Source organism: Mesorhizobium sp. P160927, from assembly GCF_057766385.1.
Map to the genome: position 1 here is coordinate 2,515,048 of NZ_JBYMDW010000001.1, position 25,763 is coordinate 2,540,810.

The 25,763-nt window shown below is 60.9% G+C and carries 28 protein-coding genes; 12 read left to right on the forward strand and 16 right to left on the reverse strand.

Features of this window, described 5'->3' with window-relative positions:
• Positions 1–217: 217 nt before the first annotated feature.
• The 5 genes from cyoD to AC3CB8_RS12065 all read right to left on the reverse strand — a co-directional run bounded on the left by cyoD (position 218) and on the right by AC3CB8_RS12065 (position 5,387).
• Positions 218–634 carry a cytochrome o ubiquinol oxidase subunit IV gene (gene cyoD / locus AC3CB8_RS12045; RefSeq protein WP_023771425.1) on the reverse strand — a complete coding sequence of 139 codons (417 nt, stop codon included), beginning with the start codon at positions 632–634 and terminating at the stop codon, positions 218–220.
• The gene (locus tag AC3CB8_RS12050; RefSeq protein ID WP_023771424.1) at positions 631–1,317 is read right to left on the reverse strand and encodes a cytochrome (ubi)quinol oxidase subunit III; all 687 of its coding nucleotides are present in this window, start codon (positions 1,315–1,317) and stop codon (positions 631–633) included. The genes cyoD and AC3CB8_RS12050 overlap by 4 nt, the downstream gene beginning before the upstream one ends.
• On the reverse strand, positions 1,314–3,317 hold the full coding sequence (gene cyoB / locus AC3CB8_RS12055) for a cytochrome o ubiquinol oxidase subunit I (RefSeq protein ID WP_352563022.1): 2,004 nt from the start codon (positions 3,315–3,317) through the stop codon (positions 1,314–1,316). Before cyoB ends, AC3CB8_RS12050 begins: the two co-directional genes overlap by 4 nt.
• Before the next feature lie 2 nt (positions 3,318–3,319).
• Positions 3,320–4,267, reverse strand: a complete 948-nt coding sequence (gene cyoA, locus AC3CB8_RS12060) for a ubiquinol oxidase subunit II (protein WP_352615736.1) — start codon at positions 4,265–4,267, stop codon at positions 3,320–3,322.
• Between the two features lie 250 nt (positions 4,268–4,517).
• On the reverse strand, positions 4,518–5,387 hold the full coding sequence (locus AC3CB8_RS12065; protein WP_023782478.1) for an MBL fold metallo-hydrolase: 870 nt from the start codon (positions 5,385–5,387) through the stop codon (positions 4,518–4,520).
• A gap of 309 nt (positions 5,388–5,696) precedes the next feature.
• Here AC3CB8_RS12065 and AC3CB8_RS12070 point away from each other — a divergent pair, with 309 nt between their 5' ends.
• Positions 5,697–6,866, forward strand: a complete 1,170-nt coding sequence (locus AC3CB8_RS12070) for a glycoside hydrolase family 26 protein (protein WP_023771420.1) — start codon at positions 5,697–5,699, stop codon at positions 6,864–6,866.
• 55 nt (positions 6,867–6,921) lie between these two features.
• Here the strand turns inward: AC3CB8_RS12070 and AC3CB8_RS12075 are convergent, their stop codons facing one another.
• Genes AC3CB8_RS12075 through AC3CB8_RS12085 form a run of 3 tightly spaced genes read right to left on the reverse strand, consistent with a single transcriptional unit; the run spans position 6,922 to position 9,814 of the window.
• Positions 6,922–7,443: a ferritin-like domain-containing protein gene (locus AC3CB8_RS12075; protein ID WP_352562835.1), complete on the reverse strand. Its 522-nt coding sequence runs from the start codon at positions 7,441–7,443 to the stop codon at positions 6,922–6,924.
• Positions 7,444–7,475: 32 nt separating this feature from the next.
• Complete coding sequence (gene glf / locus AC3CB8_RS12080; RefSeq protein ID WP_023771418.1) at positions 7,476–8,639, reverse strand: UDP-galactopyranose mutase; 1,164 nt, start codon at positions 8,637–8,639, stop codon at positions 7,476–7,478.
• A gap of 2 nt (positions 8,640–8,641) precedes the next feature.
• A complete protein-coding gene (locus tag AC3CB8_RS12085; RefSeq protein WP_023782475.1) occupies positions 8,642–9,814 on the reverse strand; it encodes a glycosyltransferase in 1,173 nt (390 codons plus the stop codon).
• Between the two features lie 359 nt (positions 9,815–10,173).
• Between AC3CB8_RS12085 and AC3CB8_RS12090 the strand changes: the two genes are divergently transcribed.
• Complete coding sequence (locus AC3CB8_RS12090; RefSeq protein WP_023771416.1) at positions 10,174–11,091, forward strand: glycoside hydrolase family protein; 918 nt, start codon at positions 10,174–10,176, stop codon at positions 11,089–11,091.
• 171 nt (positions 11,092–11,262) lie between these two features.
• The gene (locus AC3CB8_RS12095; RefSeq protein WP_023771415.1) at positions 11,263–12,108 is read left to right on the forward strand and encodes a manganese catalase family protein; all 846 of its coding nucleotides are present in this window, start codon (positions 11,263–11,265) and stop codon (positions 12,106–12,108) included.
• A 64-nt stretch (positions 12,109–12,172) separates the two neighbouring features.
• On the opposite strand, the gene AC3CB8_RS12100 is transcribed toward AC3CB8_RS12095, so the two are convergent.
• The gene (locus AC3CB8_RS12100) at positions 12,173–13,810 is read right to left on the reverse strand and encodes a M20/M25/M40 family metallo-hydrolase (protein WP_352562836.1); all 1,638 of its coding nucleotides are present in this window, start codon (positions 13,808–13,810) and stop codon (positions 12,173–12,175) included.
• Between the two features lie 331 nt (positions 13,811–14,141).
• On the opposite strand from AC3CB8_RS12100, the gene AC3CB8_RS12105 reads away from it, so the two are divergent.
• Genes AC3CB8_RS12105 through AC3CB8_RS12115 form a run of 3 tightly spaced genes read left to right on the forward strand, consistent with a single transcriptional unit; the run spans position 14,142 to position 15,978 of the window.
• Positions 14,142–14,753, forward strand: coding sequence for a hypothetical protein (locus AC3CB8_RS12105; RefSeq protein WP_352595000.1), 612 nt, complete (start codon positions 14,142–14,144; stop codon positions 14,751–14,753).
• Positions 14,750–15,142, forward strand: coding sequence for a phage holin family protein (locus tag AC3CB8_RS12110; RefSeq protein WP_015316434.1), 393 nt, complete (start codon positions 14,750–14,752; stop codon positions 15,140–15,142). Before AC3CB8_RS12105 ends, AC3CB8_RS12110 begins: the two co-directional genes overlap by 4 nt.
• Positions 15,139–15,978, forward strand: coding sequence for a hypothetical protein (locus AC3CB8_RS12115; protein WP_352562838.1), 840 nt, complete (start codon positions 15,139–15,141; stop codon positions 15,976–15,978). Before AC3CB8_RS12110 ends, AC3CB8_RS12115 begins: the two co-directional genes overlap by 4 nt.
• Before the next feature lie 81 nt (positions 15,979–16,059).
• Here AC3CB8_RS12115 and AC3CB8_RS12120 read toward each other — a convergent pair whose 3' ends face one another.
• The 4 genes from AC3CB8_RS12120 to AC3CB8_RS12135 all read right to left on the reverse strand — a co-directional run bounded on the left by AC3CB8_RS12120 (position 16,060) and on the right by AC3CB8_RS12135 (position 19,494).
• A complete protein-coding gene (locus AC3CB8_RS12120; protein WP_352562839.1) occupies positions 16,060–16,536 on the reverse strand; it encodes a GNAT family N-acetyltransferase in 477 nt (158 codons plus the stop codon).
• A 28-nt stretch (positions 16,537–16,564) separates the two neighbouring features.
• A complete protein-coding gene (locus AC3CB8_RS12125; RefSeq protein ID WP_245273854.1) occupies positions 16,565–17,119 on the reverse strand; it encodes a LysE family translocator in 555 nt (184 codons plus the stop codon).
• Positions 17,120–17,548: 429 nt separating this feature from the next.
• A complete protein-coding gene (locus AC3CB8_RS12130; RefSeq protein WP_023771408.1) occupies positions 17,549–18,403 on the reverse strand; it encodes an alpha/beta fold hydrolase in 855 nt (284 codons plus the stop codon).
• Positions 18,403–19,494 carry a flavodoxin family protein gene (locus tag AC3CB8_RS12135; protein WP_023782469.1) on the reverse strand — a complete coding sequence of 364 codons (1,092 nt, stop codon included), beginning with the start codon at positions 19,492–19,494 and terminating at the stop codon, positions 18,403–18,405. The genes AC3CB8_RS12130 and AC3CB8_RS12135 overlap by 1 nt, the downstream gene beginning before the upstream one ends.
• 264 nt (positions 19,495–19,758) lie before the next feature.
• Here AC3CB8_RS12135 and AC3CB8_RS12140 point away from each other — a divergent pair, with 264 nt between their 5' ends.
• From AC3CB8_RS12140 to AC3CB8_RS12160, 5 genes are all read left to right on the forward strand, one after another.
• Positions 19,759–19,923, forward strand: coding sequence for a hypothetical protein (locus AC3CB8_RS12140; RefSeq protein ID WP_023771406.1), 165 nt, complete (start codon positions 19,759–19,761; stop codon positions 19,921–19,923).
• 171 nt (positions 19,924–20,094) lie between these two features.
• Positions 20,095–20,844, forward strand: coding sequence for a Crp/Fnr family transcriptional regulator (locus AC3CB8_RS12145; protein ID WP_023771405.1), 750 nt, complete (start codon positions 20,095–20,097; stop codon positions 20,842–20,844).
• Positions 20,845–21,206: 362 nt separating this feature from the next.
• Positions 21,207–21,638: a DUF2231 domain-containing protein gene (locus AC3CB8_RS12150; protein ID WP_023771404.1), complete on the forward strand. Its 432-nt coding sequence runs from the start codon at positions 21,207–21,209 to the stop codon at positions 21,636–21,638.
• The gene (locus tag AC3CB8_RS12155; protein ID WP_352562840.1) at positions 21,635–22,981 is read left to right on the forward strand and encodes a PQQ-dependent sugar dehydrogenase; all 1,347 of its coding nucleotides are present in this window, start codon (positions 21,635–21,637) and stop codon (positions 22,979–22,981) included. Before AC3CB8_RS12150 ends, AC3CB8_RS12155 begins: the two co-directional genes overlap by 4 nt.
• 169 nt (positions 22,982–23,150) lie before the next feature.
• On the forward strand, positions 23,151–23,414 hold the full coding sequence (locus tag AC3CB8_RS12160; RefSeq protein WP_023782466.1) for a DUF6894 family protein: 264 nt from the start codon (positions 23,151–23,153) through the stop codon (positions 23,412–23,414).
• A 236-nt stretch (positions 23,415–23,650) separates the two neighbouring features.
• On the opposite strand, the gene AC3CB8_RS12165 is transcribed toward AC3CB8_RS12160, so the two are convergent.
• On the reverse strand, positions 23,651–24,370 hold the full coding sequence (locus AC3CB8_RS12165) for a Crp/Fnr family transcriptional regulator (RefSeq protein ID WP_023771400.1): 720 nt from the start codon (positions 24,368–24,370) through the stop codon (positions 23,651–23,653).
• A 200-nt stretch (positions 24,371–24,570) separates the two neighbouring features.
• Here AC3CB8_RS12165 and AC3CB8_RS12170 point away from each other — a divergent pair, with 200 nt between their 5' ends.
• Positions 24,571–24,786, forward strand: coding sequence for a DUF6894 family protein (locus AC3CB8_RS12170; RefSeq protein WP_435052983.1), 216 nt, complete (start codon positions 24,571–24,573; stop codon positions 24,784–24,786).
• Between the two features lie 31 nt (positions 24,787–24,817).
• On the opposite strand, the gene AC3CB8_RS12175 is transcribed toward AC3CB8_RS12170, so the two are convergent.
• Positions 24,818–25,075, reverse strand: a complete 258-nt coding sequence (locus AC3CB8_RS12175) for a hypothetical protein (protein ID WP_023771399.1) — start codon at positions 25,073–25,075, stop codon at positions 24,818–24,820.
• 244 nt (positions 25,076–25,319) lie between these two features.
• Positions 25,320–25,736 carry an HD domain-containing protein gene (locus AC3CB8_RS12180; RefSeq protein ID WP_023771398.1) on the reverse strand — a complete coding sequence of 139 codons (417 nt, stop codon included), beginning with the start codon at positions 25,734–25,736 and terminating at the stop codon, positions 25,320–25,322.
• Positions 25,737–25,763 lie beyond the last annotated feature (27 nt).

Sequence of the window (25,763 nt, forward strand, 5' to 3'; positions counted from 1 at the left end):
CGTCAGCCGGCGTTCTTTCCCTTTGAGTCACGGCCGGAAGCATTTCAGCGACCTCAATGAGGATATCCTTGACGAAGTGATTGATCTGGGCGCCCATCTACCGCGAGCCTGTTGTCTCCGATGGCGTCCGAACTTGCTGCCCGAACCAAAGTTCCGCCTGAAACGCGTGACGAGGCGAATGAAAGTCCGCTAACACCGTGCCCGGCGCGCGCTTCGCTCAAGGCATCACTCCGGCTTGATGGGCCGTCATGGCAGCCATGTTCTGATCCAGATGGGCCATGATCCAGACTGAGCCCAGAACCACCAGCGCCACGATCAGCACGCCGAAGGCCAGGGCCAGAACGTTATTGGTGTTGTCCCGTCCGGTCGTCAGGTGGAGAAAGAAGACAAGATGCACGCCCATCTGCGCGACAGCGAGCACCACCAGGGCCGAAATCACCGCCGGCTGGTAGATCAGGTTGGTCTGAGCCGCCAGGAACGAAGCAATCGTCAGCAGGATGGCCAAGCCGAAGCCGAGCAGGTAGCCAGAGAGGCCCCCCGCCATTTCGTGCTCGGTTATGCGTTCCTCGCCCGGCGCTGAATCGCGGCGGTCTGGCGTCTCGCCGGTCCCGCTCCCGCCCCCGATCTCGGTCATGGCGATGCTCCCAACAGATAAACCAGCGTGAAGATGGCAACCCAGATGATGTCGAGCGCGTGCCAGAAGAGCCCGAAGCAGTGGAGCCGCCGCAAAATATCGGGTCGAAAACCCTTGACCCACAGCTGCGCCATCATGGTGCCTAGCCAGAGCAGGCCGAGTGCGACGTGGGTCCCGTGGCAACCAACGAGTGCGAAAAAGGCTGAAAGAAATGCACTTCGAGACGGGCCTGCCTGCTCGCCGGCCATCGCCGCGAACTCCTGCACCTCCAGGAGCAGGAAGGCTGCCCCGAGCAGGCCCGTAATCAGCAGCCAGAACTGGGTGGCAGCCATCGATCTGCGGTGGCTCGCGAGCGTTGCCAAGCCGCCGGTGAAGCTCGAACTGAGCAGAAGGCCCGTTTGCACCGCAACGCGCGTGGGTTCGAACAGATCCTTGCCGGTCGGCCCGCCGGCGGTTGCCTTGGCGAGCACGGCATAAGCGGCGAAGAAAGCCGAGAACATGATGATGTCGGACAGCAGAAAGATCCAGAACCCGTAGGCAACGGTGACGAACTTCGACGCTGGACCGCCCTGTCCGTGGCCCGTCGCGGATCTTGCACCATGGCTGCCGGTGCGATTGAGCCGGTATGGGTCGCGTGTCTGGCGGTCGGCGCTGATGTCGCTGGTGAAGGCGTGATCGCTCATACCGGACGCTCCCAACTGCGCAGGAAGGCAAGCTGCGCGGCTCGGCCGTTTCGGTCTATTCGCGCGACCTCATCGGCGGGAATCTCGTAGTCGCCATGATCGCGCCAGGCGAAGACGACGAAGGTGGCGTAGGCGCCGATGAAGCCGACGATCGCCAGCCACCAGATGTGCCAGATCAGCGCGAAGCCGATCAGCGTGCTGAAAAAAGCAGTGACGAAGCCTGTCGGGCTGTTGCGCGGCATCTCGATAGGCTCGTACGCGGCCTCCGTCTCCGCGCTCTGCTCCTCGATCCCCCGTTGCTTGATGCTCCAGTAGGGTTCTTCGTTCTCGACGTGTGGCAGCCGCGCAAAGTTGAAGGCGGGCGGAGGGGAGGATGTCGACCATTCCAGCGAACGGCCGTCCCACGGGTCGCCGGTCTCGTCGCGAAGCCTGTCGCGATGCCGGATCGAAACCACCAGCTGCATGATCTGCAGTGCGGCGCCGATGATCATCACCAGCACGCCGAACGCGGCCACCACCAGCCACGGCGCCCAGAGATCCATGTCGATGTGCTGAAGGCGCCGCGTCATGCCAAGCAGGCCGACGATATAGAGTGGCACGAAGACCAGCATGTAGCCGACCAAGGTGACCCAAAATGCCGCCTTCCCCCAACCTTCGTGCAACCGGAAGCCGAATGCCTTGGGGAACCAGTAGGTGAAGCCGGCGAAGGCGCCGAACAGCACGCCCGAGATGATGACGTTGTGGAAATGTGCCACGAGGAAAAGCGAGTTGTGCAGCACGAAGTCGGCGGGCGGGACGGCAAGCAGGACGCCGGTCATGCCGCCGACGGTGAAGGTGGTGACGAAAGCCAGCGCCCAAAGCATGGGCGTGTCGAAACGAACGCGCCCGCCATACATGGTGAAGAGCCAATTGTAGATTTTTACGCCGGTGCCGACGGCGATGACCGAGGTGGCGATCCCAAACGCGGCATTGACGTCGGCACCGGCGCCCATGGTGAAGAAATGGTGCAGCCAGACCATGAACGAGACGATGCAGATGAACATCGTCGCCGCGACCATCGAACGATATCCGAACAGCGGTTTTGACGAGAAGGTCGAGAAGATCTCGGAAAAAATCCCGAAGGCTGGAAGCACCAGGATGTAAACCTCGGGATGGCCCCAGGCCCAGATCAGGTTGACGAACATCATCTGATTTCCGCCGGCTTCGTTGGTGAAGAAATGGAAGCCGAGATAGCGGTCCAGCGTCAGCATCGCGAGCGTGGCGGTGAGGATCGGGAAGGCCGCGACGATGAGCAGGTTGGAGGCCAGCGATGTCCAGCAGAACATCGGCATGCGCAGATACCCCATTCCCGGCGCACGCATCTTAAGGATGGTCGTCACCAGGTTCACCCCGGTCAGCAGAGTACCGACGCCGGAGATCTGGATCGACCACAGATAGTAGTCGACACCGACGCCCGGCGAGTAGGTGGTTTCCGACAAGGGCGCATAGGGCAACCAGCCGGTGCGCGCGAACTCGCCGATGACAAGCGAGATGTTGACCAGCAGGGCTCCGGTGGCCGTCAACCAGAAGCTGACTGAGTTGAGCGTCGGAAAGGCGACATCGCGGACGCCAAGCTGCAGCGGCACGACGAAATTCATCAGGCCGATGATGAAAGGCATTGCCGCGAAGAAGATCATGATCGTGCCGTGCGCCGAAAAGATCTGGTCGTAATGCTCGGGCGGAAGATAGCCTGGACCGTGGATGGCCAGCACCTGTTGCGTGCGCATCATGATGGCATCGACGAAGCCACGCAAAAGCATGAGCATCGCGAGCACGATGTACATCACGCCGATGCGTTTGTGGTCGACCGAAGTTATCCACTCGCTCCACAGATAGGGCCAATATCCCTTGAGACTTATCCAGCAGAGCACCGCTGCCGCGGCGAGGAACACCGCGAAGGCCGCACCGAGGGGGATAGGTTGGTCGAACGGAATCGCCGACCAATCCAGCTTGCCGAGCATTGTCATTCTTCCCCTTCTGCCTGCTGGTGGTGCGCCATGGCCGCCGCTCGTAACGCCTTCGGACTGACCTGTGGCTCGCCGCTACCGGTACTTTCAGCGGGGCCGGGGCCGGGCGGCAGCGTCTGCTGGACAACCGCTTCGAACAGCCCGGGCTGCACATGGCCGAACGAAGCCGGTGGCAGGTTTGTGCTTTGCCGGGCGAGTTCGCGGTACCCGTCGGCGTTGAGCACGCCGCCGCCGCCACGCAACGATGACGCCCAGCGGGTGAACGCATCGGCCGAAACCGCGATCACGCTGAAGTTCATGTCCGAGAAGCCGTCGCCGCTGAAATGCGCCGACTGACCGAAATAGCTGCCCTCGCGGTCGGCTTGCAGATGCAACTCGGTCTGCATGCCGTTCATGACATAGACCATGCTGCCAAGCTGAGGCACGAAGAACGTGTTCATCACGCTGGCCGAGGTCAGCTTGAAATGCACGGGAACGCCGGCCGGGATGACCAGCTGGTTGACCGCTCCAATTCCCTGCTCGGGATAGAGGAACAGCCATTTCCAATCGAGCGCCACCACTTGGATGTCGAGCGGTGGCTGCGCCGAGGCGATCGGTTTGCGCGGATCGAGGTGATAGGAACCGTAGTAGATCAGTCCGCCAAGGAAGAGGATGGTGAGCGTCGGGATCGACCAGACGATCAACTCGATCCGACCTGAATAGGTGAATTCCGGGTCGTAACGGGCACTGCTGTTGGAGGCGCGGAATTTCCAAGCGAAGGCCAGCAGTGCGATCAGCGTCGGAATGACGATCACCAGCATCACCGCCAGCGAGTTCAAAAGGATCGTGCGATTGCCCGCGCCAATTGGCCCTTGCGGGTCGAGCACGCCTCCCGCGCAGCCGGGCAAGAATGCGGCTGCGGGTATCCAGAGCAGCAAGTGCGCCGGCTTGAAGGTGGGTGGCAAAAACAGCTGCTGCGCCACGCATCTCGGGGAGGACGCGTCGTGAGGGCACGCGTTCTTCGCGTTTTCCATCTAAGTCTTCCCTGACGCAGAATTCGAGATACGCCCGGTGTCGCCTGCCGCCCAACGAACGCCCTAACTGGCGCCTGTGACGTTTGTTCCGCCGCCGCCCGTCTTGGGCAGCCGAGCGGCAAAGCTGGCCCGTTTTTGACAGATCTTGAGAACCGCGGCAGAGCGCTGCGCTCGAACAGGCTCAGCTATTTGGAACCGTCGCCGGCTCGCGCACGAATTTCATTTTCGGCGGCACGGCAAACTCCGTGAACCGATCAGCCAGGCTGTCAAGAGCTTGACGCATACCCACGCCAGCCGCCGCCGCCCCATGTCCACTGATGATCATCTGGGGCTTCAGCGCGGCCAAGCGCTTCACAGATCTTTCCGCCGCATCCCAGTCCGGCGTGAAATAGCGTGGCGGACCGTGCATCTCGAGATCCTGAACGGCGACCTCATAGACCGACTCCTGCCCTGTGGTGATGAAGGCGTCCCCTACGATCAGCGAGCGGTCCTCCTCGCGCCAGAGCGAGATATGCCCCGGGGCGTGTCCTGGTGTGTGCAGCCATTGCCATCCGGGCATTCCGGGGATCGATCCGTCGCTCGGCAACGGTTCCAGGCGGTTGCCAAGATCGATCGGCCCGCGTGGGAAGAGCGGCGAAAGCAGCGCCATCAGTCCACCTCCAACCCAGGGGTCCGGCGGCGGATAGGATGTGGTCCCGTCCAAATAGGGGCGCTCGAGCGGGTGTGCGAAGACAGGCACGTCCCACGTATTCGCGAGGTCCAGAACCGTTCCCACATGGTCGAAATGGCCGTGCGTCAAGATGATCGCAGCCGGCCGCGCGTCAGTCCCGAAGCGCTTTTCCGCCACAGCAAGGATGCTGCTCCGGGACGTCGGCAAACCGGTATCGATCAGCACCCATTTCCGGTCTCCGCTGCCCGGTGCGCCGAACAACACGACATTGACGATTGCAAACCGCAAATAGCCAAGATCCGGTGCAATGCTCCAAGCACCGTCGCCACGATCCTCGCGCCTGGCATGGTCGATATCTGAAAGTCGAATTTGAACGGTCATATGATCCCGTGCCTCTGTTGTTTGCCGAGCAGCCGGTCGAGTTAAGCCACGCCGGTGCTACATTGCCCCGAACTTGGCTCAAGCCTCCTTGTTCCTGACGTCGCCAATCGCCACCCAGCTCCCAGGCGGTCGACCACCGGAACAAAGGCTCGGCCCGTCGGTTCGGCACTACCCGGTCAGGCAGGACGAAGGATCTGCTGAGCTGAGCAAAGGGATGCGGCTTGCCCGGTCGGATCCGGCGTTTCGCCAAAGGCAATTCGCGGTCCGAACAGGGCGGCCGAGTTTGAAACTGCCCAAAGGAGACTCCGAATGGACGAAGTGGGACTCACGGACGGGCACGAAGTGGGTGAGCCGGCTCCGGGAGCTTCGCGCTTCGCCAGTTTTTTCATGGCGGGCTTTGAGTGCTCCTCGCACCGGCGCAAGGACGGCGTCCGCCTCGACCTTATTCGTGCGACCTCGCACAATTTGCATGCCCTCGGCGACTACCGGGCCTGCGCCGACCTCGGCCTGCGCACCATTCGCGATGGGCTACGCTGGCACCTGATCGAAACCGCTCCCGGAACCTATGACTGGTCAAGTTGGATGCCTATGGTCGAGGCAGCCCGATCGGCAGGTGTCCAGGTCATCTGGGATATCTTCCACTATGGATCCCCGGACCATGTCGATCAGGGGTCCATCCATTTCATCGATGCCTATGCCTCGTTCGCGGCGGAAGCCGTGAGGGTGCACCGCTCGATCACCGGCACATCGCCTCTGTTGTGTCCGATCAACGAAATCTCCTTCTTCGCCTGGGCCGTCGAGGTCGGCTATTTCCCGCGCGTAGGGCTGAACAAGCGGGGATGGTTCAAGCGGCATCTCGTCAAGGCTGCCATCGCCGGTGTTCGTGCAATGCGCGAGGTCGATCCGGCATGCAGATTTGTCTGGGCCGAGCCGCTCATCCACATCGCGCCTCGCGACCGGACCCGCGGCGAACGGCGCCGCGCCGAAAACGCCCGACTGGGACAGTTCGAGGCCTACGACATGTTGCTGGGCCGCGTCGAACCCGAGTTGGGCGGCAGCGAGGATGTTGTCGATGCCGTGGGCCTGAACTTCTATCCGCACAATCAATGGTACATAAATGGGCCGACCATTCCGATGGGACACCACGAGTACCGTGCTCTGTCGGAAATGCTGATCGAGGTCGCTCATCGATATGGCAAGCCGATGTTCATCGCCGAAACCGGCTCGGAGGGATCGGGCGGGGCTGCTTGGCTCCACTATGTCTGCGACGAGGTGCGTGCGGCGATGAGCCTCGACGCGCCGATCGAGGGTATTTGCCTGTATCCGATAACCGCTTACCCTGGGTGGGATAATTCCCGACATGCGGAGGTGGGGTTGTTTTCGGTCATCCAGGCGGATGGTACGCGACGCCTCCGCCAGCCCGTCGCCGACGAACTGGTTCGGCAGCAAGGTCTGTTCGCACCGAACCGGACGCGCTGAAGGAGCGGCCGGCAACAAGGTGAGCGGGTTGTGGATGCCGTCCCGCGCCGTTGGATCAGCTTTTTGCGGTCTCCCCCGCGTCGCGCAACCTGGCGTACCGCAGGGTCACGTCGCTCAGATTTTCCTTCAGCCAATCGGCCATGGCTTCCTCTTCGCTCAGATTCTGTCTGAGGGCCGTTTCTGCATGCTGGAAGCCGCCGGCATCGGCGAGCACCAGGAGCGAATTGTAGGCAGCGATCTCGTAGTTCTCGAAGGCGAAATTCGCCAAGCTGTTCTTGATGATCTCGTCGCCTGCCATCGAATGTCCCATGGCCGCCATGCTGCCAACCATCGATAGGGCCGTGTCCTTGAGCGTGGAGTGCTCTTCATCGAGGCCCTCCAGGACCGCCTCGATCCGGGTGATCTGGCCCTCGGTCTCCTGAATGTGCCGGCGCAAGCGATCAACCACCACAGGATAATTCTCGATACGCTCGACCTGTGGTTTCATGATCGACAGCGCTTGGTTCTCCATGGCATGGGCGTTGCGCAAGCCAACAATAAAGATCGAACGGCTCTCCGTGGTGAAGTTTGTATCCATCACAATTCTCCTTCTGATTTGCCGGCGCCAATTCAGCTCCCATGTGCGGGAGAACTCACCGCCAGTCCGCCTAGGGGCGTCCTTCCGGTGCCCGCCCATTCCGGCAGACTTTTCTGGATGCGAGCGAAAGTAGCCAGGGCCTGTCCGACCACCTGGTCCATGTTGTAGTAGCGGTATGTTGCCAGGCGGCCGACAAACCACACGTCGGGACAGGTTGCGGAGAGCGCTTCATAGCGCTTGTAGAGCGCTTCGTTTTCGGCTCGCGGCACCGGGTAGTACGGGTCCCCGATATCCGTCGGATATTCGTAAGTCAGGCTGGTCCGCGCGTTCTGCTGGCCGGTCAAATGTTTGTACTCCGTGATGCGGGTGTAATCTTGCGTCTGCGGATAATTGACGACCGCAACCGGCTGAAACTGCTCGCGGTCCAGGGTGACGTGCTCGAAACGCAGCGAGCGATAGGGAAGATGCCCAAGCTGCCACCCGAAATATTCGTCGATTGGACCGGTATAGATCATCCGCCTGAACGGGATCTTCTCACGGATTTCGCGGAAATCGGTCTGCAGCATGATCTTGATGTTCGGATGGTCGAGCATGCGTTCAAACATCCTGGTGTATCCGCCGGCCGGCATTTTCTGGAAGCTATCGCTGAAATAGCGGTCGTCACGGTTGGTCCTGGTCGGCACTCGTGCCGTCACCGATTTGCTCAGTTGACTGGGATCCACGCCCCATTGCTTCCGAGTGTAGCCACGGAAGAATTTTTCGTAGAGCTCGCGGCCCACCGTGCTGACAACGACATCCTCGGCCGTGCGAACGTCCTCTACCGTCTCGCGTCGCGACGCAAAGAATTCCTCCAACTGGGCCGAGGTCAGGTCCAGCCCATAAAGGCTGTTGATCGTGTCGAGATTAATCGGGATGGGAACGAGTTTCCCGTCCACCGCCGCCAACACCCTGTGCTCGTATGACCGCCACTCGGTGAACCGCGACAGGTAGTCCACGATCGCCTGGCTGTTGGTGTGGAAGATATGCGGACCGTAGCGGTGGATCAGGATGCCGGCTTCATTATAGCAATCATACGCATTGCCCCCCACGTGGCCGCGACGATCGACCAGCAGGACGCTTTCGTGACGCTGCGAGGCTATCCTTTCGGCAAGCACGCTGCCGGCAAAACCCGCCCCGACGACCAGCCAGTCGAACATGGCTAAGCGCTCCTGCGAAGAGGGACGATTTTCTTGCGTTCATGGGCGCGCTCGATGTGAGCTGCCATGGCATTCCATGTTCGCTCCCAGGAGGTATCCGCAAGGTAGGCGTCGACTTGTCGCCGGAGCATCTGGCGCGGTCGCGAAAGAGCCGAGCGGAGCTTGGTTTCCAGATCGTCGCTGTCGGCGATTTCCACCAGTCCGGCAGCGCCGTAGCTGCGCACCACGTCGACTATCGCCGTCGAGACCACCGGCAGCCCGGCCGCGAGGAACTCCGGCGTCTTGGTCGGGCTGATGAAGCGGGTCGCTTCATTGAGGGCGAACGGCATCCAGCCGGCATCCCAGTGGCGCAGGTAGTCGGGCAGATCGCGGTAGGCTTTCCCGCCCAGCCAGTGAAGATTCTCGGCTTGCGGCAGGCTTGTAGGATCGATCTTGACCACCGGGCCAAGCATGACGAAATGCACGTCCGGCATGATCTCCGCCGCCTGGGCCACGAGGTCGACGTCCAGCCGCTCGTCGATGACGCCGAAATAGCCGACCCTCGGGTGAGGAATGCCGGCCTGATCGGCTGGGTCCTTTCCCGGCTTCCTGGCCTTGTGAAAGTGGTTCACATCGATGCTGCTCGGAAAGGGATAGATCGCGTGATGCAGGTGGCGCTTGGTCTCGAACAGGCTCAGGCCGCCGGTGAAAACAAGATCGGCGCGGTTCAGAAGCGCCTTCTCCATCTGCCTCAGTTCGGGCGGCGCATTCTTGAACGCCGAGAGTTCGTCCATGCAATCATAGACGCATATGTCCGGCTGGAGGTACTCCGTGAAACGAAGAGCCATTGGCGTGTAATACCATGCGATCAGCCGGCTGTGCGGCACAGAAGCGATTGTCTGCTGAACAAATCTCCGCTGCGCGGCGTCTGCTTTCGCGGCCGACGTGCCGACCGGGAGCACTGGTGTCGCAATCAGAATGTTTGGCGAGGCCTCGCTCGTCCGCAATAGCGGCTGCGCCAGTTCTTCGAAAACAGGTTCTTCAAAGTAGACAACTCTCTGCTGCATGGATGCGAGAGTGAGGATATGCTGCGGGCGTTGATGAACGAAATTCCACCTTAAATGGGAGAAGCAAACCAGTAGATTTTGCCTGTCAGCTTGTTTACTGACCATTACCCTGCCAAAGGCTGCTTCCATTGAGATATTCCTTTTATAGACGGTCGTTTATGTTGCGACTAACATTTGTTAATCGTGGATGAGGGGACAACTAGACTTCAGTTTCAGCTCCTAACTTTCGGGTAGGTGAGTTGTTCCAAGGTGAAACGAGAGCTCGGTCGCCGCTTCGGATTGGACGAATGCAAAGCGCCGGCCGCGCGGAGGCAGACTGGCTGTCTCAAATGGCGGGTCATCGAACTGCCCCCGACGAGGTTTGCTGGTGGAGAACCGCCTTTGCCGTATTTGCGTTGCACTTGCTGGCTATAAAATATCCCGGACATCAACTTGATTCGCCCGCGGCATTGGGCGCGTCCGGGGCAAGGGCAAATTCCGGGGCTAAGATGAAGATCGATTTCGACACCAACGTGTTTCCGCTGTTCCATCCGCAAAGCGTGGATGACCTCAAGGACCCATGCCCCGTCTTCGATGGCAGGCTGTGGCATGTCTTCGGTTCTAGCGGGACGGTGACGACCGAGACGTGGAGAATCCTGCACGCGACGGCGCCCGACCTCTATGGGCCTTGGATCGAGCACGAGGCGATCGAGCTTCCCATCAACGGGACGGGGGTCGCGGCTCCGGGCGTCATCCACGAAAGTGGCGTCTTCCATATGTTCATCCAGACCGAGTTCATGAAATCCGGTGGCCGCTGCGAGCATGCGGTTTCCAACGACGGCTTCCATTGGGTGGTTCTCAGCCCGGCCATTCTCGCCATCCCCGACACGGAGGAGGATGGCATTTACGATCCGCACCCGGCGGTCATTGGGGGCAAGCGCTATCTCGTTTACTCTGCCATGCCGAAATTCAACAGAGTGCCGCAGCCCGACATCTATCTCGCTCGCAGCCAGTCCGATTCGTGGTTCGGTCCGTGGAAGCGGATCGGCAAGATCCTCGATCACGCTGATGTCCCTCATCACAATACGAGAGAGGATCCCGACTATGAATGGGGCATAGAAGGTGCCCAACTGGTCGAGTTGCCGGATGGCCGAGTGCTCCTGAACGCCACTTGTTTTCTTCCAAATGGCCTTCGTGGGAATCGTCAGCGCGTGTTTTTCGCCATCGCTGACGAGGTTGCCGGACCTTACGTGTCGATAGGGCCGGTGCTCGAGCCAGGCCAGCCGGGCGAGAACGGTCATTCAACGGTGATGATCGAAGGCAGCCAGCTTTCACTGTTTTACCAAAGCCGGGTTGCCGCGACCGACCACCGGTGGCGCTACGGCTTGGCCCGATGTGACGTGGCTCTGTTTTCCAAGGTTGCATGATCCCTGCCTGCCGGCCGGCACGACCGTGTTCGACCGGTCGTCTTCGTCGTGCAATTGAGTTTCCGCTGACCCTAGACGATCCGCTGCCAGTTCTTCCCAAATTAAACGCCTGCTCGGGCGGAACAATGCTTCCGGGCTGAGGTTCGGCTGACTTCAAACGGAGAGTCAGCCATGTATTACACCGACAAGAAATTGCAGTTCCCGGTTCAAGTCGAGACGCCGAACCCAATCTTTGCTCGCGCCTTACAGCAGGCCATAGGCGGAGTGGAAGGCGAAATTCGTGTCGCCTTGCAGTATTTCTTTCAAGCCTGGGGGTGCCGTGGACCGGCCAAGTACCGCGACCTGCTGTTGAACACAGCCACCGAGGAGCTCGCCCATATCGAGATGCTGGCGACCGCGGTCGCGCTCAATCTCGAAGGGGCACCGCTTTCACTGCAGGAGGACGTTTCATCCGATGCGGTCGGAGGCTCTGTCCTTAACGGGATGAATTTCCGCCATATCTTGTCGACTGGGCTCGCCGCCCTGCCGGAAAACTCCAACGGTGTTCCCTTCAATGCTTCGCATGTTTATGCCAGCGGCAATCTTGCCGCCGATATGGTCGCCAACGTCACCGCGGAAGGAAGCGGGCGCGTGCTTGCGACCCGCCTCTACAACATGACCAACGATGCCGGAATGAAGGACATGCTGTCATTCCTCATCGCGCGCGACACCATGCATCAGCAGCAGTGGCTGGCGGCGATCGAGGACATGGGCGGCCTGACCGCGTCTCTGCCGGTGCCCAATTCCTTCCCGCGGGAGAAAGAGCATCAAGACGTATCCTATGCGTTCATCAACTGTTTCGTCGAAGGTGTCGCACCGGCGCAGGGACGCTGGAGCGAAGGCCCGTCGATGGACGGCAAGGGCGAGTTCTCCCTGTTGCCCGGTGCACCGATGGGCGAGGAGCCAATGCTCTCGCCGCCACGGCCAAGCTCTGGTGCGCAGAGTGAGCAGATGTTCGACAGGAAGGCAGCCGAATAGTCATCGTCACAGGCAGAAGGCGGCGGCCAAATGCGGCCGCATCCGCTTGTGCCGTTCGTGCCTGTCAGGACGCGTCGGGCCGAAGGAGCATGGCGCAGACATCGCGAATGAGCTGCGGCAGGACGTCGAACGCATAGCCGACATGCAATCGCTCCAGCGGCGTGTGATAATCGCGTCCCCACGGACCGATGTTGATCGTCGGCATGTTGGCCAGGGCTCGCGTGAGAGGCCAGCGCACGCTGTCTTTCCAGGCTGGCGTGTTGCGGGCGACGACGTCGAGGGAGGATTCGGCCGCTTCGCCAAAGAAGCTCATGTCCGAAATCCCGGCGAAATAGTCCGCGCACGTGACCACGCTGCCATGGCGAGCCCCTGCCTCGTCCGCCACCTCGACGGCAGCGGCTCGCAGCCTAGCGGCTGCCGGCTGCGCGGAAAGGTTCGTCGGCAGATAGGGTATCGATCCGAAGCCCGTCACGATGGCTGGCCCGGCCAAGCGGCTGAGTTCCCAAGCCTGCTCGGTTATCAATCGGCACTTCTCGGGCAGGGGCTGTTCGCCGGCGGCGATCGAAGCAGAAACAGCTTCGAGCCGCAGCCGCTCCGGTTCTTCGAGACGCGCCAGCAGAGTCTCATACCGATGGACGGGGATAGATTGCACCACCTCAAGCAGACCTGTTTCGTGCTGAGCAGAGACGCGGCGCCGGAGCTCCTGCAAAAGACGCGAGGCCGCTTCGGCGCATAGGCTGTCGAACCGGTCGAGCACCTCATTGGGCGCTCGGCGATAACTCAGCACATTGAAGGTGGCATGGGCGGTCCGCGGTGTCGTGACATCATATCCGGTCTTTCCGTCCCGAATCCCGAGCAGGCTGGGCGGGGTGCCGGGTCCGGTGCCGCACATGTCGGTGAGCTCGGGCGCCCATTCGATCCGCGTGGCGATTGCCGCGGCGATAGCGCCGGCATTGAGGCCATTCAAGGGAAAGCCGCTATGTGTGGGAACACCAACCACGCAGGCGGCTGGAAGCAGCTTGCCGACGGTTCCCAGAGCGATGACGCGACCCTTGCTGCCGTCGCCATCATCCGCGATCGCATCGAGATTGATCACCGCGAGCAAATCGAGGTCGCGCTCTTTACAGAGTCCAGGCAGCATTTGTGCCGCCTTGCGGGCGCCGGCGGAATTGTTCTCCTCGTCCGGCACGGCGATGAAAAGCAGATTTCCAGCCGGCTTTGCGCTTTCGGCAAATTCGGCGCATACGGCCAGCCCCGCTGCAAGGCCCGCCTTCATGTCGAGAAGGCCACGTCCGGCAAGGAATTCGCCGCCCGCGAAATCATGGTGCGCCAGGATGGCGGCTGGAGCGTTCGCGGCGACGAGGGAACCGTGCAACGCCTTTGTCAGCGCGTCGGGCCGAGTGGCCAGAGGCTCCAACTGTCCGTAATCGCTTGTCCCGACGGTGTCGTAGTGACCGGTCAAGAGCACGGTCGGGCGACCAGTGCCGCGCAGGAGCATCGCCACGCAGTGACGGCCGTCCTGAGGTCCGACCTCGATCGTCCAGACCTCCGCGTTCTGAAATGCCGTCTCCTTTCGGAGTTCCGCAGCCAACCAAGGGCCGAAGGCAGCCTCGCCGTCCGTGCCGGTGACGCTCTTCTGCTCGGTCAAACCGACTGCCCAGCGCCGCGCGCGACTGGATAGTGTCTCGATAGGATGGGTCATTGCCGTCCTGCCATTCGGGTGGGAACGGTGGACCCTATCCTGGTCCAGCGATTTCTCTCAAGCGCACTTCGGCGGTGGCTCAGTGGAATGGACTTGGAAGCAACTCTCGACCGAGGCAGCTCGTCTCGATGACGGACTGGCGGCGCTCCCGACCGGTTCTTCCTGCATTGCTCTTGGATCGCAAAAAGCTCTTCGCCGACGGAACATCGCAGGTTCTATGAAGTTGGGCTGCCAAGGAGGAACGTGCCCATGAACGGTGTCATCTATCTTATCGGCCTCGTCGTTGTCGTGCTCGCGATCCTCTCCTTCCTCGGTTTTCACTAGGTGACCCATGCAACGCAATGACGGCCAGGGCCGTAAACCCACTGATTTCGACAAGGCGACAAGCGACGTTTCCGACAGGCTCGGCCGGGAAAAACAGCGCGCGAGCGAGTTGCTTCACGATGCTCGCGACGGACTGGCCCGCAAGGCTGGCGACTACGCGACGGAAGCCACGCAGGTTATTTCGGACAAGGCGGAGGAGACGCAGCGCGACATCGGATCGAGCTTGGCGGCGTTGGGCGGCGCGCTGCGCGCTGCCAGCGAGCATCTGGCCAACAATGATGAAAGGACCGCGTCGAAATTTGCCCTGGACGCCGCCGGCGGGCTGGAGCGGCTTTCCTCCTCGTTGGAAGAAAAGCCGTTTGGCCAGGTGCTTGAGGATGTGCAGTCCTTCGGCCGGCAAAACCCCGGTGTCCTGCTTGCCGGGTCCGTATTGGCCGGATTGGCGCTGGGTCGATTCATCAAGGCTTCCCCACCGAGAAGCCCCGAAGCATCTCGAAGTGCCTCGGGTGATGTTAACTCGCAGACCGGCGAAGCTGCCGGCTGGTCAGCCGACGGTGTGCAAGGATTCAGCGGCGGCGTTGACGATCTGGCCACGCCGTATGGGGAGCAAGACAGATGAACACTCAAGACAATCCCAGCCTCGCGACCCTGGTGACCGACTTGGCCCAAAACGTCACCACGCTGGTGCAAACCGAAGCCAGGCTTCTGCGGGCGGAGCTCTCTGAAAAGTTTACCAAGACGGGAGCTGGCGCCGCCGAGGTGCTGGGCGGGGCCATCTGCCTGCTCGCGGCTCTGCTCGTGCTGCTTCAGGCCCTGGTCATCGCATTGACGCGGGCAGGGCTGGGGGCCGGGTGGTCCTCCCTGTTGGTCGGCGTTGTGGTGGCAATTCTTGGCGTCATTCTGCTGCGCACCGGCATGGCAAGCATGGCGCCTTCCGAACTTACTCCCGACCGAACCCAAGAACAGCTCAGGCGCGACGCGACTGTGATCAAGGAACAAGTGAGATGACCGAGAAATCCGCAGCCGAACTCGAACGCGAGGCGGAGGCCGCGCGCGCCAGGGTGGTGGAGACCGCCGAATCCATTCGTGGCAAGATGTCCCCGGGACAATTGCTGGATGAATTCACCGGCATCTTCTCCGGAGGAGAGAGTTCGGCAATGCTCAACAATCTGAGAACGCAGGTCAGGGACAATCCCTTGCCCGTGACCATGGTGGGCGCAGGTCTGGCTTGGCTGATGCTGGGCAGCGGTCCGTCGAACGGCAGTCGTCGCCCGGCCGGCTATACGGCGCCTACTCCGCCCAGCGGGCGTGACGAGGCGGAGGGCGGCGGCTTGGGCAGCACGCTCTCCGGAACCGCTGAATCGCTCTCGTCAGCTGCAAGTAGCGTGGGCGCGGCCATAACGGGCGCAGCGAGCGGCGCCGCCGAAGGATTGACGAGCAACGCCGCCAGCGCGGGATCGACGGCTGGCGACATGGCTGCAAAAGCCAGTCGCTCGGCACAGGAGCTGTTGAACGATCAGCCCCTCGCGGTCGCGGCGGTCGGTCTCGCCATCGGCGCCGCGATAGGCGCCATGTTGCCCCATACCGCGGTGGAGGATGAGCAACTGGGGGCCTATGGCGAGAAGCTTCGCAACACCTCGGAGACCATGCTCGAGCAAGGCCTCGATCAGGCCAAGCAGGTTGCCGCGGACGCCTATGAGACGATCAAGCAGGAAGCTGGACGGCAGGACACACAAGCAGGCACGGTGGCCGACCAGATTGGTGAAATCGTCAAGTCCGCGGCCGACACGACGGAGCAGTCCGTACGGGAACGGGTCTCTCTCCCATCGGAACAAAAATCCTAGCCGAGGATGCTGGAGCCGCCGTCATCCTCATGCGACTGGCGGCGGCGCAGGCAGCTCGCGAAAGGGATGTCGCTCTAGTCTTCAGAGCTCTTTTCGCAGGAAGATGCGCGCGGTGCCCGGAATGCCAAATTCAACCCTGCCAAATTCCTCGTATCCGTGGCGAACATAGAAGCCGGGTGCCTGGAAGCTGCTGGTCTCGACCACGGCGCGCGCGCAGCCACGCTTTCTTGCCTCTGTTTCCACGGCTGACAGAAGCCGGCTGCCATACGACTTTCCTCGAACATCCTCAGTCACGAAAAACATGTCCAGGAACAACAGTCCAAGCTCAGTCCTGCCCCACAGACCCCCAACGACCTTTCCCGAGGCGTCGCGCACCATGGCGCCGATCGGCATTCGATCCGCGACGCCGGACTTGGCCACATTGTAGCGATAGAGAGCAGCGCCCGCTTCTGCCTTGGCATCCCCGCCGGTTTCAACCAACTCGATCAGGAGATCCGGCTTCCGTGCTGCGCCGCTCGCTGAACATGCCCAGTCTGAAACCTGCTTCGATCTTGTCATCGTTGGATCTGCGAAGGAGACTTTCGCTTCACTTGCCGGCCCCGCCGCCCACGGCCATTCGAATGCCAAGGCCGACAATGAAGCAGCCCGCTATCCGTTGTTGCCAAAGTCTCACGCGGGGTCGACGCATGACCCATTCGCCGAGCACACCAGAAGCAACCGCATAGGTTCCCAGGACCAAGACGCCAGTCAATTTCTGGGTCGCGCCGAGCATCAGCATCTGGAACCAGACAGAGCCACGGTTCGGATCGACGAACTGAGGCAGGAACGCGATCATGAAGGTCATGGGCCACGGATTGATGAGGTTGGCAATCATACCTTCCCGCATCGCTGCGAGCGGACCGACGCGCTTGACGCAATCGACATCCAGATCGCTTTTCGTGCCCGAGAGCAAACTTATGCCCAACCAGACCAGATAGGCTGCCCCAGCCCAACGAAGCGCGTCGAATGCCAATGGCGATGCACGCAGGAGCGAGGAGACACCCAAGGCGATCAGCGGCAGTTGCACCGTGCCTGCGCCCAATGTCATTCCCACGACCGTGAACAACGCCACGCCACGGCCTTGCCCGATGCCACGTGCCATGACCAGCATGCTGTCGGGGCCGGGTGGCATCTGCAACAGGATCACGGTGCCGAGAAAGGCGAACCACAGATTGGGATCGATCTTACACCTCCCTGCCCAAGCCTATTTGGCGCGTTCAATGCCGGCCCCCTGTCCCGGCAAGCGGCGACATTTTGCCTTGGCGCGATCACTCCTGGGGCCGTCTAGCCGGCCTTGTCGAACCGCATGGAGCCCCCCTCGGTCACAAAATGTTCTCAATATACCTGCTCGCTGAGAACTCCGTCGCAACGCGATATTTCCGGCCCGGAGCTTCCGATATTCTCCTCGGCGTCACAATTTTCCAAAGGGAGATTTGTTCCCGGGGAACGAAGGCTGCGTGTCATCCGGCAGCACGTGGCCCGACCATTGTGCTGCCCGTCCCATCTTCGCCAGATCAAAACCAGTGGGCCGTCAAGCAAGGAAGTCCAGGATGGCCTTCGCCAACAGGTCCGGTGCTTCTTCGGCGACATGGTGACCGCTGTCGATGCCTTGGCCTTGCAGGTGCCGGGCCCACGGGCGCCAGATCGCCAGCACATCACCATAGAGCCGTTCAAGATCGTCGCGCAGCGACCACAGGACAAGCGTTGGACATTCGACCCGTAGCCCTTGGGCGCGATCCTCCGCATCGTGCCGCCGATCGATCGTTAGGGCGGCCCGGTAGTCCTCGAGCATCCCATGCACGACGTGCGGACTGTTGATCGCCGTCTGGTAGTCCTCGAAGTTTTCTTTGCCCATCGCTTCGGCCGATCCGCCATACCACGCCTGCGGATCGACATTGATGGCGCGCTCGGGCTTGTCTGGCTGGGCAAAGAAGAACCAATGCCACCACTCTGTCGCAAAGCGGCTGTCGCAACGCTCCAGATGCTCGAGGACCGGGATGCCATCGATTTCGACAAGGTGCGATATACTGGCGGGATGATCCATCGCCATCCTGAATGCGGTAAGGGCGCCACGGTCATGCCCGGCGACGGCGAAACGATCAAAACCAAGCCTGTGCATCAGAGCGACGCAAATGCCGGCCTTTGCCCGCTTTGAAGATCCCGCGCTTTCCCAGCCATCGGCCGGGACGGATGATTGCCCAAAACCCGGCAGGTCCGGGCAAATGACGGTGTGACGTCTTGCCAGTATCGGCGCGACGCGATGCCATGTGGTGTGGGTTCGCGGGTGCCCATGCAGGAGCAACACTGGCGGGCCAGCCCCACCATGGCGCACGCGCAACATCGCATCCGCAAGCTTGACGATCTCCAGGGCAAAGCCGTCAAACATCATTTTTGCCGAGGGTCGGTCAGCGACTGTCCAGCGGCGACGAAAGTGCCCTCCTTCCGAGCAACCGCCGCGGCCAGAAGCGTACGCGCCGCGTTTCGGACTTCCTCCTGCAGGTCCTTGTCATCGTCGAGGTCGTCGTGGCTGGTCGCGTACGGCTTCCAATAACCGGTGTAACGGTCGAGTTCGGCCTTCGGCCCCGCCGGGACCATTTCGATCGATTTCAGCCAATCCGATAAAGAGCGCCGGACGTTTTCGGCTCCCTCGGTATCGCCATGCACGATTACCGAAAAGAGCCGGCCGGCAAGGTGCCGGGGATAGTCCCATCCCTCGAGTTCCAGCGCCTTCGCCTCCCGCGCCTCCTTGCCGTGCGTGGAACTAGGATCGGGATTGCCGCCATCGGCGCATACCAGACGGTCCATCATCAGCTTCAGCGGCGAGGTGGCCTGATACCAGTGGACAGGCGTTATGATCATCACCGCATGGGCAGCAACCCACATCGGATAGATCTCGTTCATCCAGTCCTGCGTCTGGCCGAGCGAATGATTTGGATAGCAGGAACAGGGCCAGTGACAAAGCGCGGCAGCAGTGGAGAAGCAGGCCTTGCAGGGGTAGATTTTGCGGCCGTATTCGGCGGCCAGCCGGGACAAATCCAGGATCTCGATTTCCGCGCCGCCGGTGTTGAAAATCTTCCGGGCGATTTCGACCAAACGATAGGATTTGGACATCTCGCCGGGGCAGGTGTGCTCGCTGCGCGGCGATCCGTTCACGATCAGGACGCGGCGTCGTTTGCCCCGCTCATTCATGCGCTTTGCGCGCTCGATTGCTTGTCTGGCCTTGAACCAATCGACCGCCAGATCGTAATCGGGATCGGCAAAGCCACGTCCCGCCTTTCGGGTCCGCGGGCTCTTTCTGGAATCCCTGTAGGCCTGCCAGGCTACCTCCGTTATTCGTTCGATGTCGGCGGCCAGGGGCTCGAACGCCGGATCGTTGAACTGTTCGCCATAGCGACGCTTGAAAGCCTCTTCGTCGAGGCGGGGGCTGGGCATGCCCTTGCGCGGTTCTGGCGCGCCGCTCTTCAGCCAATCGAACATGGGGTCTCACCTCTGCGTGGAAAGCCATCCAAGCTCAAACGCAGCAAACAGGCGCGGCGTTCCGAACGCGCGATAGCCATGATCTGCAAGGATTTTTTGGCGAACAAACGAGGCGCGCTGAAATCACCCGAACCGGCGTGTTGCGAATTGATTCGCCAAGTTCGGTACGAAGGCGTACACAAAGAGGTCGTCAGCAGCACGATACGGGCGTTGACGCTTGGGAGCGACCATCGCACTCCTGCCCCAGCGTGAGGCTAGGATGTCATGGCGAAAGACCCCGAGCGCCCCGGTCTAGCGGCCGAAGCCGTGCGTACACTTGCCCGAGAATCGGGCGCTACGGAACAGCAGATACGAGACATAGTGTTGCTGGTGGGGTTCGACCGCTCCTCGATCCTCAGGGAAGCTCGTCTTCTCGCCAAGGATGGATAGCCGACAAAACCTACGGTTTGTCCACAGCAGCTACTGTCGGTTTCATACCGACGCGGCCGCCTGCCTAGTGCTGGCCGGGTGGGACGGTTTATGTTTTGCCACCGTCCGCTCGTTCGAGGGGCGCGGCCGGCCGAGAGATCCCAGCGCTCTTGCCCAAGTGGAGAGCGTCTCGTGGATCACAAGATTCTGCAGGCCAAGAGCGAGTTGTTGCGCCGAATGAGCGCGGCCGATTTCGAGCGGCTGCGGCCTCATCTCGAAAGTGTTTTTCTGGAATTGCGCTCGCCGTTGGAGATCGAAGGCAAAAAGATCGAAGCTGTCTATTTCCTGGAGAGTGGCATCGCATCGGTCGTCGCCAAGACTTCGGGAACGGCGGAATCAGAGGTGGGAATAATCGGCTTCGAAGGCATGACCGGTTCGGCGCTGATCATGGGCGACGACCTGGCAAGCTTCGATTGTTACATCCAGTCGACGAGCGAAGCGATACGGATGAGCGCCTCGCCGTTTGTCGAAGCCTTGGAAGAGAGCCCGACCTTGCGGCCGTTCCTGTTGCGCTACGTCCAGTATCTCCACGTCCAGACGAGCTACACGGCATCGATCAACGCACGACACAGCCTGGAGGTCCGGCTGGCGAGATGGCTTCTGATGTGCAGTGACCGGACCGTCGGCGACAGGATTATGATAACCCACGAATTCCTTTCCGTCATGCTGGGCGTCAGGCGCCCCGGAGTTACCGTGGGGCTTCAGACAATAGAAAGCCATGGCTACATCCGTGCCCGCCGCGGCGAAATTACCATCCGGGATCGGAAAGGTCTCGTGGCGCTGGCACGAGAATCTTACGGCCCTCCCGAACTGCAATACCGTCGGCTGGTCGGGGACCTCGGTTCAAAGAACCCTTCGAGGCAGGACCGTCCGCCCACCTGACCGCCATCATGTCGGCATTGCATGGCGGGTATTGCATGCATTGCGGGAGTGGCCGACGCGACAATGCCAGTGACGGCACATTGCCTAAGCCCGCATCGGCCACTGCGGCATGATTTGGGGATGCCGCCTGGTCAATCTAGTCCTCTGCCAATGACTGACAATAAAGGGCCAAGGTTTGGTAAGAAACGTACGAATTTAATCTCGCGCTGACGATGCCGGCGCGCTTCGCGCCATTCACCGCCGACGGCGATCGCCCTTGGTCAGGGCAATCACAAGTCCTTGAACGCAAACTGTTCCCGGAACATCTCAACTCCAGGTTTGTTTGAAGCCCAGATGCCATCCGGAGCAGGGCGAGAAGGTCCATGGTCAATTCGCGATCGATACCGGTGGTCGTCGGCCGCCCCATCCATCGGACACCGATGGCGGTCGCCAATGCTTGTTTCATCGGTGCGCTGCTGACTGACCTCACCTATTGGCGAACCGCGGAGATGATGTGGGCCGATTTTTCCGCATGGCTGCTGTTCGCCGGCCTCGTGATGGGCGCTCTTGCGGTGCTTGCGGCGCTTTTCGATCTCTTCACCCGTCGAATTCTCCGTACGCACGGAGCCTATCTGCTCGGCAGCCTGGTGGTGCTTGTGCTGTCGTTCTTCAACGCGCTGGTGCACAGCCGCGACGCGTGGACGTCGGTCGTGCCGGCAGGACTCATCCTCTCCGCGGCGGCCGTGATCGTCTTGGTTCTCGTGCGGTTGCTGGGATGGAGCACCGGCCGCACTCGCGTGGAGGTGGTCGAATGAACGCCCTGCAGGTTTCGAACACTCACGTCCGGCGTGCCCTTGGGTTCGGTCTGTTGTGCGGATCGCTTTTGGCATTGCCAGCCTGCAGCAACGACGACCCAGACCCGAGCGGCCAGGTCGGCCCAAGTCCGACACTGCCTGAACCAACGCAATATCTTGTCCCGCCCATGCATGTCGCTTCGGTCGTCGGCTGGAAACAGGACGAGAAACCAACGGTCGCGAAGGGTTTGCAGATCCAGGCATTCGCCAAGGGATTGAAGCATCCACGCTCGCTCTACACCTTGCCGAATGGTGACGTTCTCGTGGTCGAGTCCGTGGCGCCGCCCGGCGCCGCGATCAAGCGTCCGAAGGACCTGATCATGGGCTGGATCGAGTCCATGGCGACGTCGGGCGGCGGTACGGAGGGAAGCAACCGTATCACGCTGTTGCGTGATACGAATGGCGACGGCGTGCCCGACGTGCAGGATGTATTCCTCGATCATCTCAATTCGCCCTTCGGCGTGGCCCTGGTCGGCAACGATCTCTACGTCGCCAACACGGATGCGATCGTGCGTTATCCCTACACATCCGGCGATACCAAGATCACCGCGCCAGGCACCCTGCTGACGCCTCTGCCCGGCGGCCCGATCGATCATCATTGGACCAAGTCTCTCGTCGCCAGTCCGGACGGATCGCTGCTTTATGTCGGTGTCGGCTCCAACAGCAACATCACCGAGAACGGCATCCAGGCGGAAAAGGATCGCGCCGCGATCTGGGAGGTCGACAGGGCGACAGGCCGTTCGCGCATTTTCGCAAGCGGGCTGCGCAATCCCAACGGTTTGAGTTGGGAGCCGCTGAGCGGAGCGCTGTGGGCCGTCATCAACGAGCGCGACGAACTCGGCCCCAATCTGGTTCCCGACTACATGACTTCGGTCAAGGACGGCGCGTTTTATGGCTGGCCCTACAGCTACTATGGCCAGCATGTCGATCCGCGGGTGATGCCGCAGCGGCCGGACCTGGTCGCCAAGGCGATCGCTCCGGACTATGCACTGAGCTCCCATGTCGCGCCCCTGGGCCTGGCATTTTACACCGGCACGAATCTGCCCGAATCCTATCGCAATGGCGCCTTTGTCGGCGAACATGGCAGCTGGAACCGTAAGCGCTTCAACGGCTATAAGGTCGTTTTCATACCGTTCAATGGAGGTCATCCCAACGGCAAGCCTCAGGACGTCATCACCGGTTTCCTGGACAGTGACAACAAGGCACATGGGCGACCCGTGGGCGTTGCTGTCGACAAGGCGGGCGCGCTGTTGATTGCGGACGATGTCGGAAACACGGTCTGGCGCGTGACCGCATCTCGGTAGCTATCGGATTGTATACGCAGGAAGCCGGTACGTGACACCCTGGCCAGTTGATCCTCACGCTGTTACCGGCGGCGTAACCTCTACTGAAGATTCAAAGTATGCGTTAACCGGCACGCGCGATACGGCTAGGTCGAGGGGAACAAAGGTCGCGCCGCCTTGTTCGGCAATGATGGCGCGCTATTATTTTGATCTAGTCGACAATGGAACCTCCTTCCCGGACACTGAAGGAACCGAGCTTCCGAGCTTGGAGGCAGCTGAGGATGAGGCGGCAAAGGCGTTGCTCGAAATAGTAAAGGACCAGATGCCTGACGGCAATTTCCGAGAAGTTGGCTTGCATGTCCGAGCTGGTGCTAGCAAACCCCTCGTTACGGTAAAGGTGACGTTCGAACTGGTGCGCAACGGATCTGATAGCGATGGACCCGTGGGAACCTGACCACTTCCTCAATGAAAGTGCGCGCCTATATCAACGGAGGGCGGCGGCACAGATTGCCGATCTTCGCTCGGATATTGAAGACATGCGGCGCGCGTATCGATGAAGCGCGCAAGCTGCTGGACCGGCTTGCCGCCAAATCAGGCGCTATCCACCCGTAGGGAAGGACAAGGCCCGCTCGTAACCCGGGCCGCTTGAGTTGGTGGAGCAATCCGCCTCGTAACTGAGTTTAAGGCTGCTCATCTCGGTTCGTTGTTGATGCTCAGATAGGTAGGATCGAACTCGGCAAGCCTGGCAAGCTGGTCCCAGTCCAGAATGGTGACCATATGGTTCGTCCAGTTAACTACCTTGATCTTTTTCAAGCCGCCGATCACCCGGTTCATGTGCACGACCGACAACCCAAGCACGTCGGCCATTTCAGTCTGTGACAGCGGTAGGTGGAAGCTCATTCCGTTGGTGCGTTTCACCGCCTGCAGGCGTACGAACAGTTCGCAGATGAGATGGGCCAGATGCGAGGTCCTAGAGCGGCGGCCCATTGCCACGATCCATTCGCGATGTATGGCGCCATCGACCAGCGTATCGAGCCACAACAGCCGGGTCAGATGAGGGGCCTGTTCCGTAATAGCTTTCAGCTTGTTGTGATCCGCGTACATCACCCGGCAAGGCGACAGCGCGATGATGCCGTGATCCATGGTCTTGAGCAAAAAGGCGTGGAGATCGACGAAGTCGCCGGGCACCTGCAAGGACGTGAACTGCCGACCGCCGCCCTCGAGCACCTTGTAGCGTGCCGCCAGGCCATCCAGCAGCATGGTGCTATAGGTTGGCCGGGACCCCGCTTTGACCACATCTTGCCCCTTTTCGAACTCGCGTCCGAAAACAACCGTTTCGGCCAACAAGACCTTCTCGACGTCCGACAAAGTGTCGTGTTGGCCGAGTTGCAGATAGAGAGACTCTAACATCATAGCCTCGAGGCGATCGGGGTTGAAACGCCGATCGCCAGATGTCCTGGACGCAAGGATAGCAGCCGGACCTTAGGCCTTCGGAAGATGGCGGACCCTATCATCGGCAGCCTGCGCGTATTCTGGCGCAAGCGCCGGAGCGGGAACCACCAGTGTCGCCAGGTATTAGCACGCTAGAGGTGTCCAAGGCTGCCCCGAAAATGAAACGGTGTCATTTCTATCTCTATAACGGTGACGGCCTCGTACCCGACGACGATGGCCAGCCGTTTGAATCGCGAGAACAGGCGAGGGCGGAAGCCATTCGCATTTCGCAGGAAGTCGCTCGCGATGAACTGCCGGATCGCGAGCTGGTCAAGATACCGGCAAGGTGCGCAATGAGGCGGGCGCCCAGGTGTTCGAGGCATCGCTTTTTCTGACCGCCGGTGCAGCGCGTGACCTTGATGCGGGTCAGCGTGGGAGCCGCTGTGGAATTTGGACCACATTTTCCGATCCGGGCAGTTCAAAGGCCATGGCCAATCGACGCAAGGAAGCCATTTCCACGATCAACTCTTCGATCGAACGATCCGGCAACCCCGTCTTCACTTTCTGCCTTACCCTTGCTGTGAGTTCATGAACGCGGACAGGCGCGAAAAGCGCGCTGTCGTCCAGCAATCTGCTGATTTCGATCACCACATCTGCGTCAATGTCTTTCGGCAATTCCCGCATGGGCGTCACCTTGGAAGCGATCCGAAGGCGGCCAGTCATTGCGCACCAGAAGGCATGCCGGACGCGGATCGGTCGTCAATTCATAAAACCACCCATCCAGCGTGTCACGAAAAAACGTTGGTACGAAAATTACCAAACGAGTTGGTTTCCGTAACCCATGCATCTTAGCATCGCGCGACTACAGGGCATCGACCAGTGGCGCCTGTCGGATGCGATGACGCGATTGCCGCCAGCATTCCGGCATTCACTTGCTGAACTCGTCGTCAAGAATGCGCAATGCTTCTTCATACTTGGCCGTGGATGCTCCGATCTGCCGTGATTGCCAGATATTGTCGGTGAGATCCGCCCGTTTTACCGGCAGCGCCAATGGGTTCGATGCGGCCCGGCGTACGAATGCGAAATAGTCCTCGCCTTCTCTGCGTGTCATGGCATCGACCGCAGCGGCGATCGTCGGTCCAAAGCCCGCCTCCTCGAGCTTGGCCCGGCTCCAGCCTTCGCTTTTTTCCAGGACGTCGTGCAGATAGGCGACAACTTTCTCGTCTATCGTTTCGACGGCGTCTACCACTCGACGGCAATGGTCGATATAGGGTCCTCCTGTCTTGTCGTGCTGCGATGCATGCGCCTGCTCCGCAATCTTGGCCGCCCGATAAAAAATACTCATCGCATCCATCTCCACCCTTTCGGCCAG

Bases quoted from the DNA above. Each gene is read 5' to 3' on its own strand.
- AC3CB8_RS12130 (WP_023771408.1), bottom strand. From the start codon at position 18,403: ATGTTTGACGGCTTTGCCCTGGAGATCGTCAAGCTTGCGGATGCGATG.
- AC3CB8_RS12065 (WP_023782478.1), bottom strand. From the start codon at position 5,387: ATGACCGTTCAAATTCGACTTTCAGATATCGACCATGCCAGGCGCGAG.
- AC3CB8_RS12175 (WP_023771399.1), bottom strand. From the start codon at position 25,075: ATGCGGGAATTGCCGAAAGACATTGACGCAGATGTGGTGATCGAAATC.
- AC3CB8_RS12115 (WP_352562838.1), top strand. From the start codon at position 15,139: ATGACCGAGAAATCCGCAGCCGAACTCGAACGCGAGGCGGAGGCCGCG.
- AC3CB8_RS12075 (WP_352562835.1), bottom strand. From the start codon at position 7,443: ATGGATACAAACTTCACCACGGAGAGCCGTTCGATCTTTATTGTTGGC.
- AC3CB8_RS12160 (WP_023782466.1), top strand. From the start codon at position 23,151: ATGGCGCGCTATTATTTTGATCTAGTCGACAATGGAACCTCCTTCCCG.
- AC3CB8_RS12100 (WP_352562836.1), bottom strand. From the start codon at position 13,810: ATGACCCATCCTATCGAGACACTATCCAGTCGCGCGCGGCGCTGGGCA.
- AC3CB8_RS12165 (WP_023771400.1), bottom strand. From the start codon at position 24,370: ATGTTAGAGTCTCTCTATCTGCAACTCGGCCAACACGACACTTTGTCG.
- AC3CB8_RS12170 (WP_435052983.1), top strand. From the start codon at position 24,571: ATGAAACGGTGTCATTTCTATCTCTATAACGGTGACGGCCTCGTACCC.
- AC3CB8_RS12110 (WP_015316434.1), top strand. From the start codon at position 14,750: ATGAACACTCAAGACAATCCCAGCCTCGCGACCCTGGTGACCGACTTG.
- AC3CB8_RS12140 (WP_023771406.1), top strand. From the start codon at position 19,759: ATGGCGAAAGACCCCGAGCGCCCCGGTCTAGCGGCCGAAGCCGTGCGT.
- AC3CB8_RS12120 (WP_352562839.1), bottom strand. From the start codon at position 16,536: ATGACAAGATCGAAGCAGGTTTCAGACTGGGCATGTTCAGCGAGCGGC.
- AC3CB8_RS12070 (WP_023771420.1), top strand. From the start codon at position 5,697: ATGGACGAAGTGGGACTCACGGACGGGCACGAAGTGGGTGAGCCGGCT.
- AC3CB8_RS12150 (WP_023771404.1), top strand. From the start codon at position 21,207: ATGGTCAATTCGCGATCGATACCGGTGGTCGTCGGCCGCCCCATCCAT.
- AC3CB8_RS12095 (WP_023771415.1), top strand. From the start codon at position 11,263: ATGTATTACACCGACAAGAAATTGCAGTTCCCGGTTCAAGTCGAGACG.
- glf (WP_023771418.1), bottom strand. From the start codon at position 8,639: ATGTTCGACTGGCTGGTCGTCGGGGCGGGTTTTGCCGGCAGCGTGCTT.
- cyoD (WP_023771425.1), bottom strand. From the start codon at position 634: ATGACCGAGATCGGGGGCGGGAGCGGGACCGGCGAGACGCCAGACCGC.
- AC3CB8_RS12105 (WP_352595000.1), top strand. From the start codon at position 14,142: ATGCAACGCAATGACGGCCAGGGCCGTAAACCCACTGATTTCGACAAG.
- AC3CB8_RS12050 (WP_023771424.1), bottom strand. From the start codon at position 1,317: ATGAGCGATCACGCCTTCACCAGCGACATCAGCGCCGACCGCCAGACA.
- AC3CB8_RS12180 (WP_023771398.1), bottom strand. From the start codon at position 25,736: ATGAGTATTTTTTATCGGGCGGCCAAGATTGCGGAGCAGGCGCATGCA.
- AC3CB8_RS12135 (WP_023782469.1), bottom strand. From the start codon at position 19,494: ATGTTCGATTGGCTGAAGAGCGGCGCGCCAGAACCGCGCAAGGGCATG.
- AC3CB8_RS12155 (WP_352562840.1), top strand. From the start codon at position 21,635: ATGAACGCCCTGCAGGTTTCGAACACTCACGTCCGGCGTGCCCTTGGG.
- cyoB (WP_352563022.1), bottom strand. From the start codon at position 3,317: ATGCTCGGCAAGCTGGATTGGTCGGCGATTCCGTTCGACCAACCTATC.
- AC3CB8_RS12090 (WP_023771416.1), top strand. From the start codon at position 10,174: ATGAAGATCGATTTCGACACCAACGTGTTTCCGCTGTTCCATCCGCAA.
- AC3CB8_RS12085 (WP_023782475.1), bottom strand. From the start codon at position 9,814: ATGGAAGCAGCCTTTGGCAGGGTAATGGTCAGTAAACAAGCTGACAGG.
- AC3CB8_RS12125 (WP_245273854.1), bottom strand. From the start codon at position 17,119: ATGGCACGTGGCATCGGGCAAGGCCGTGGCGTGGCGTTGTTCACGGTC.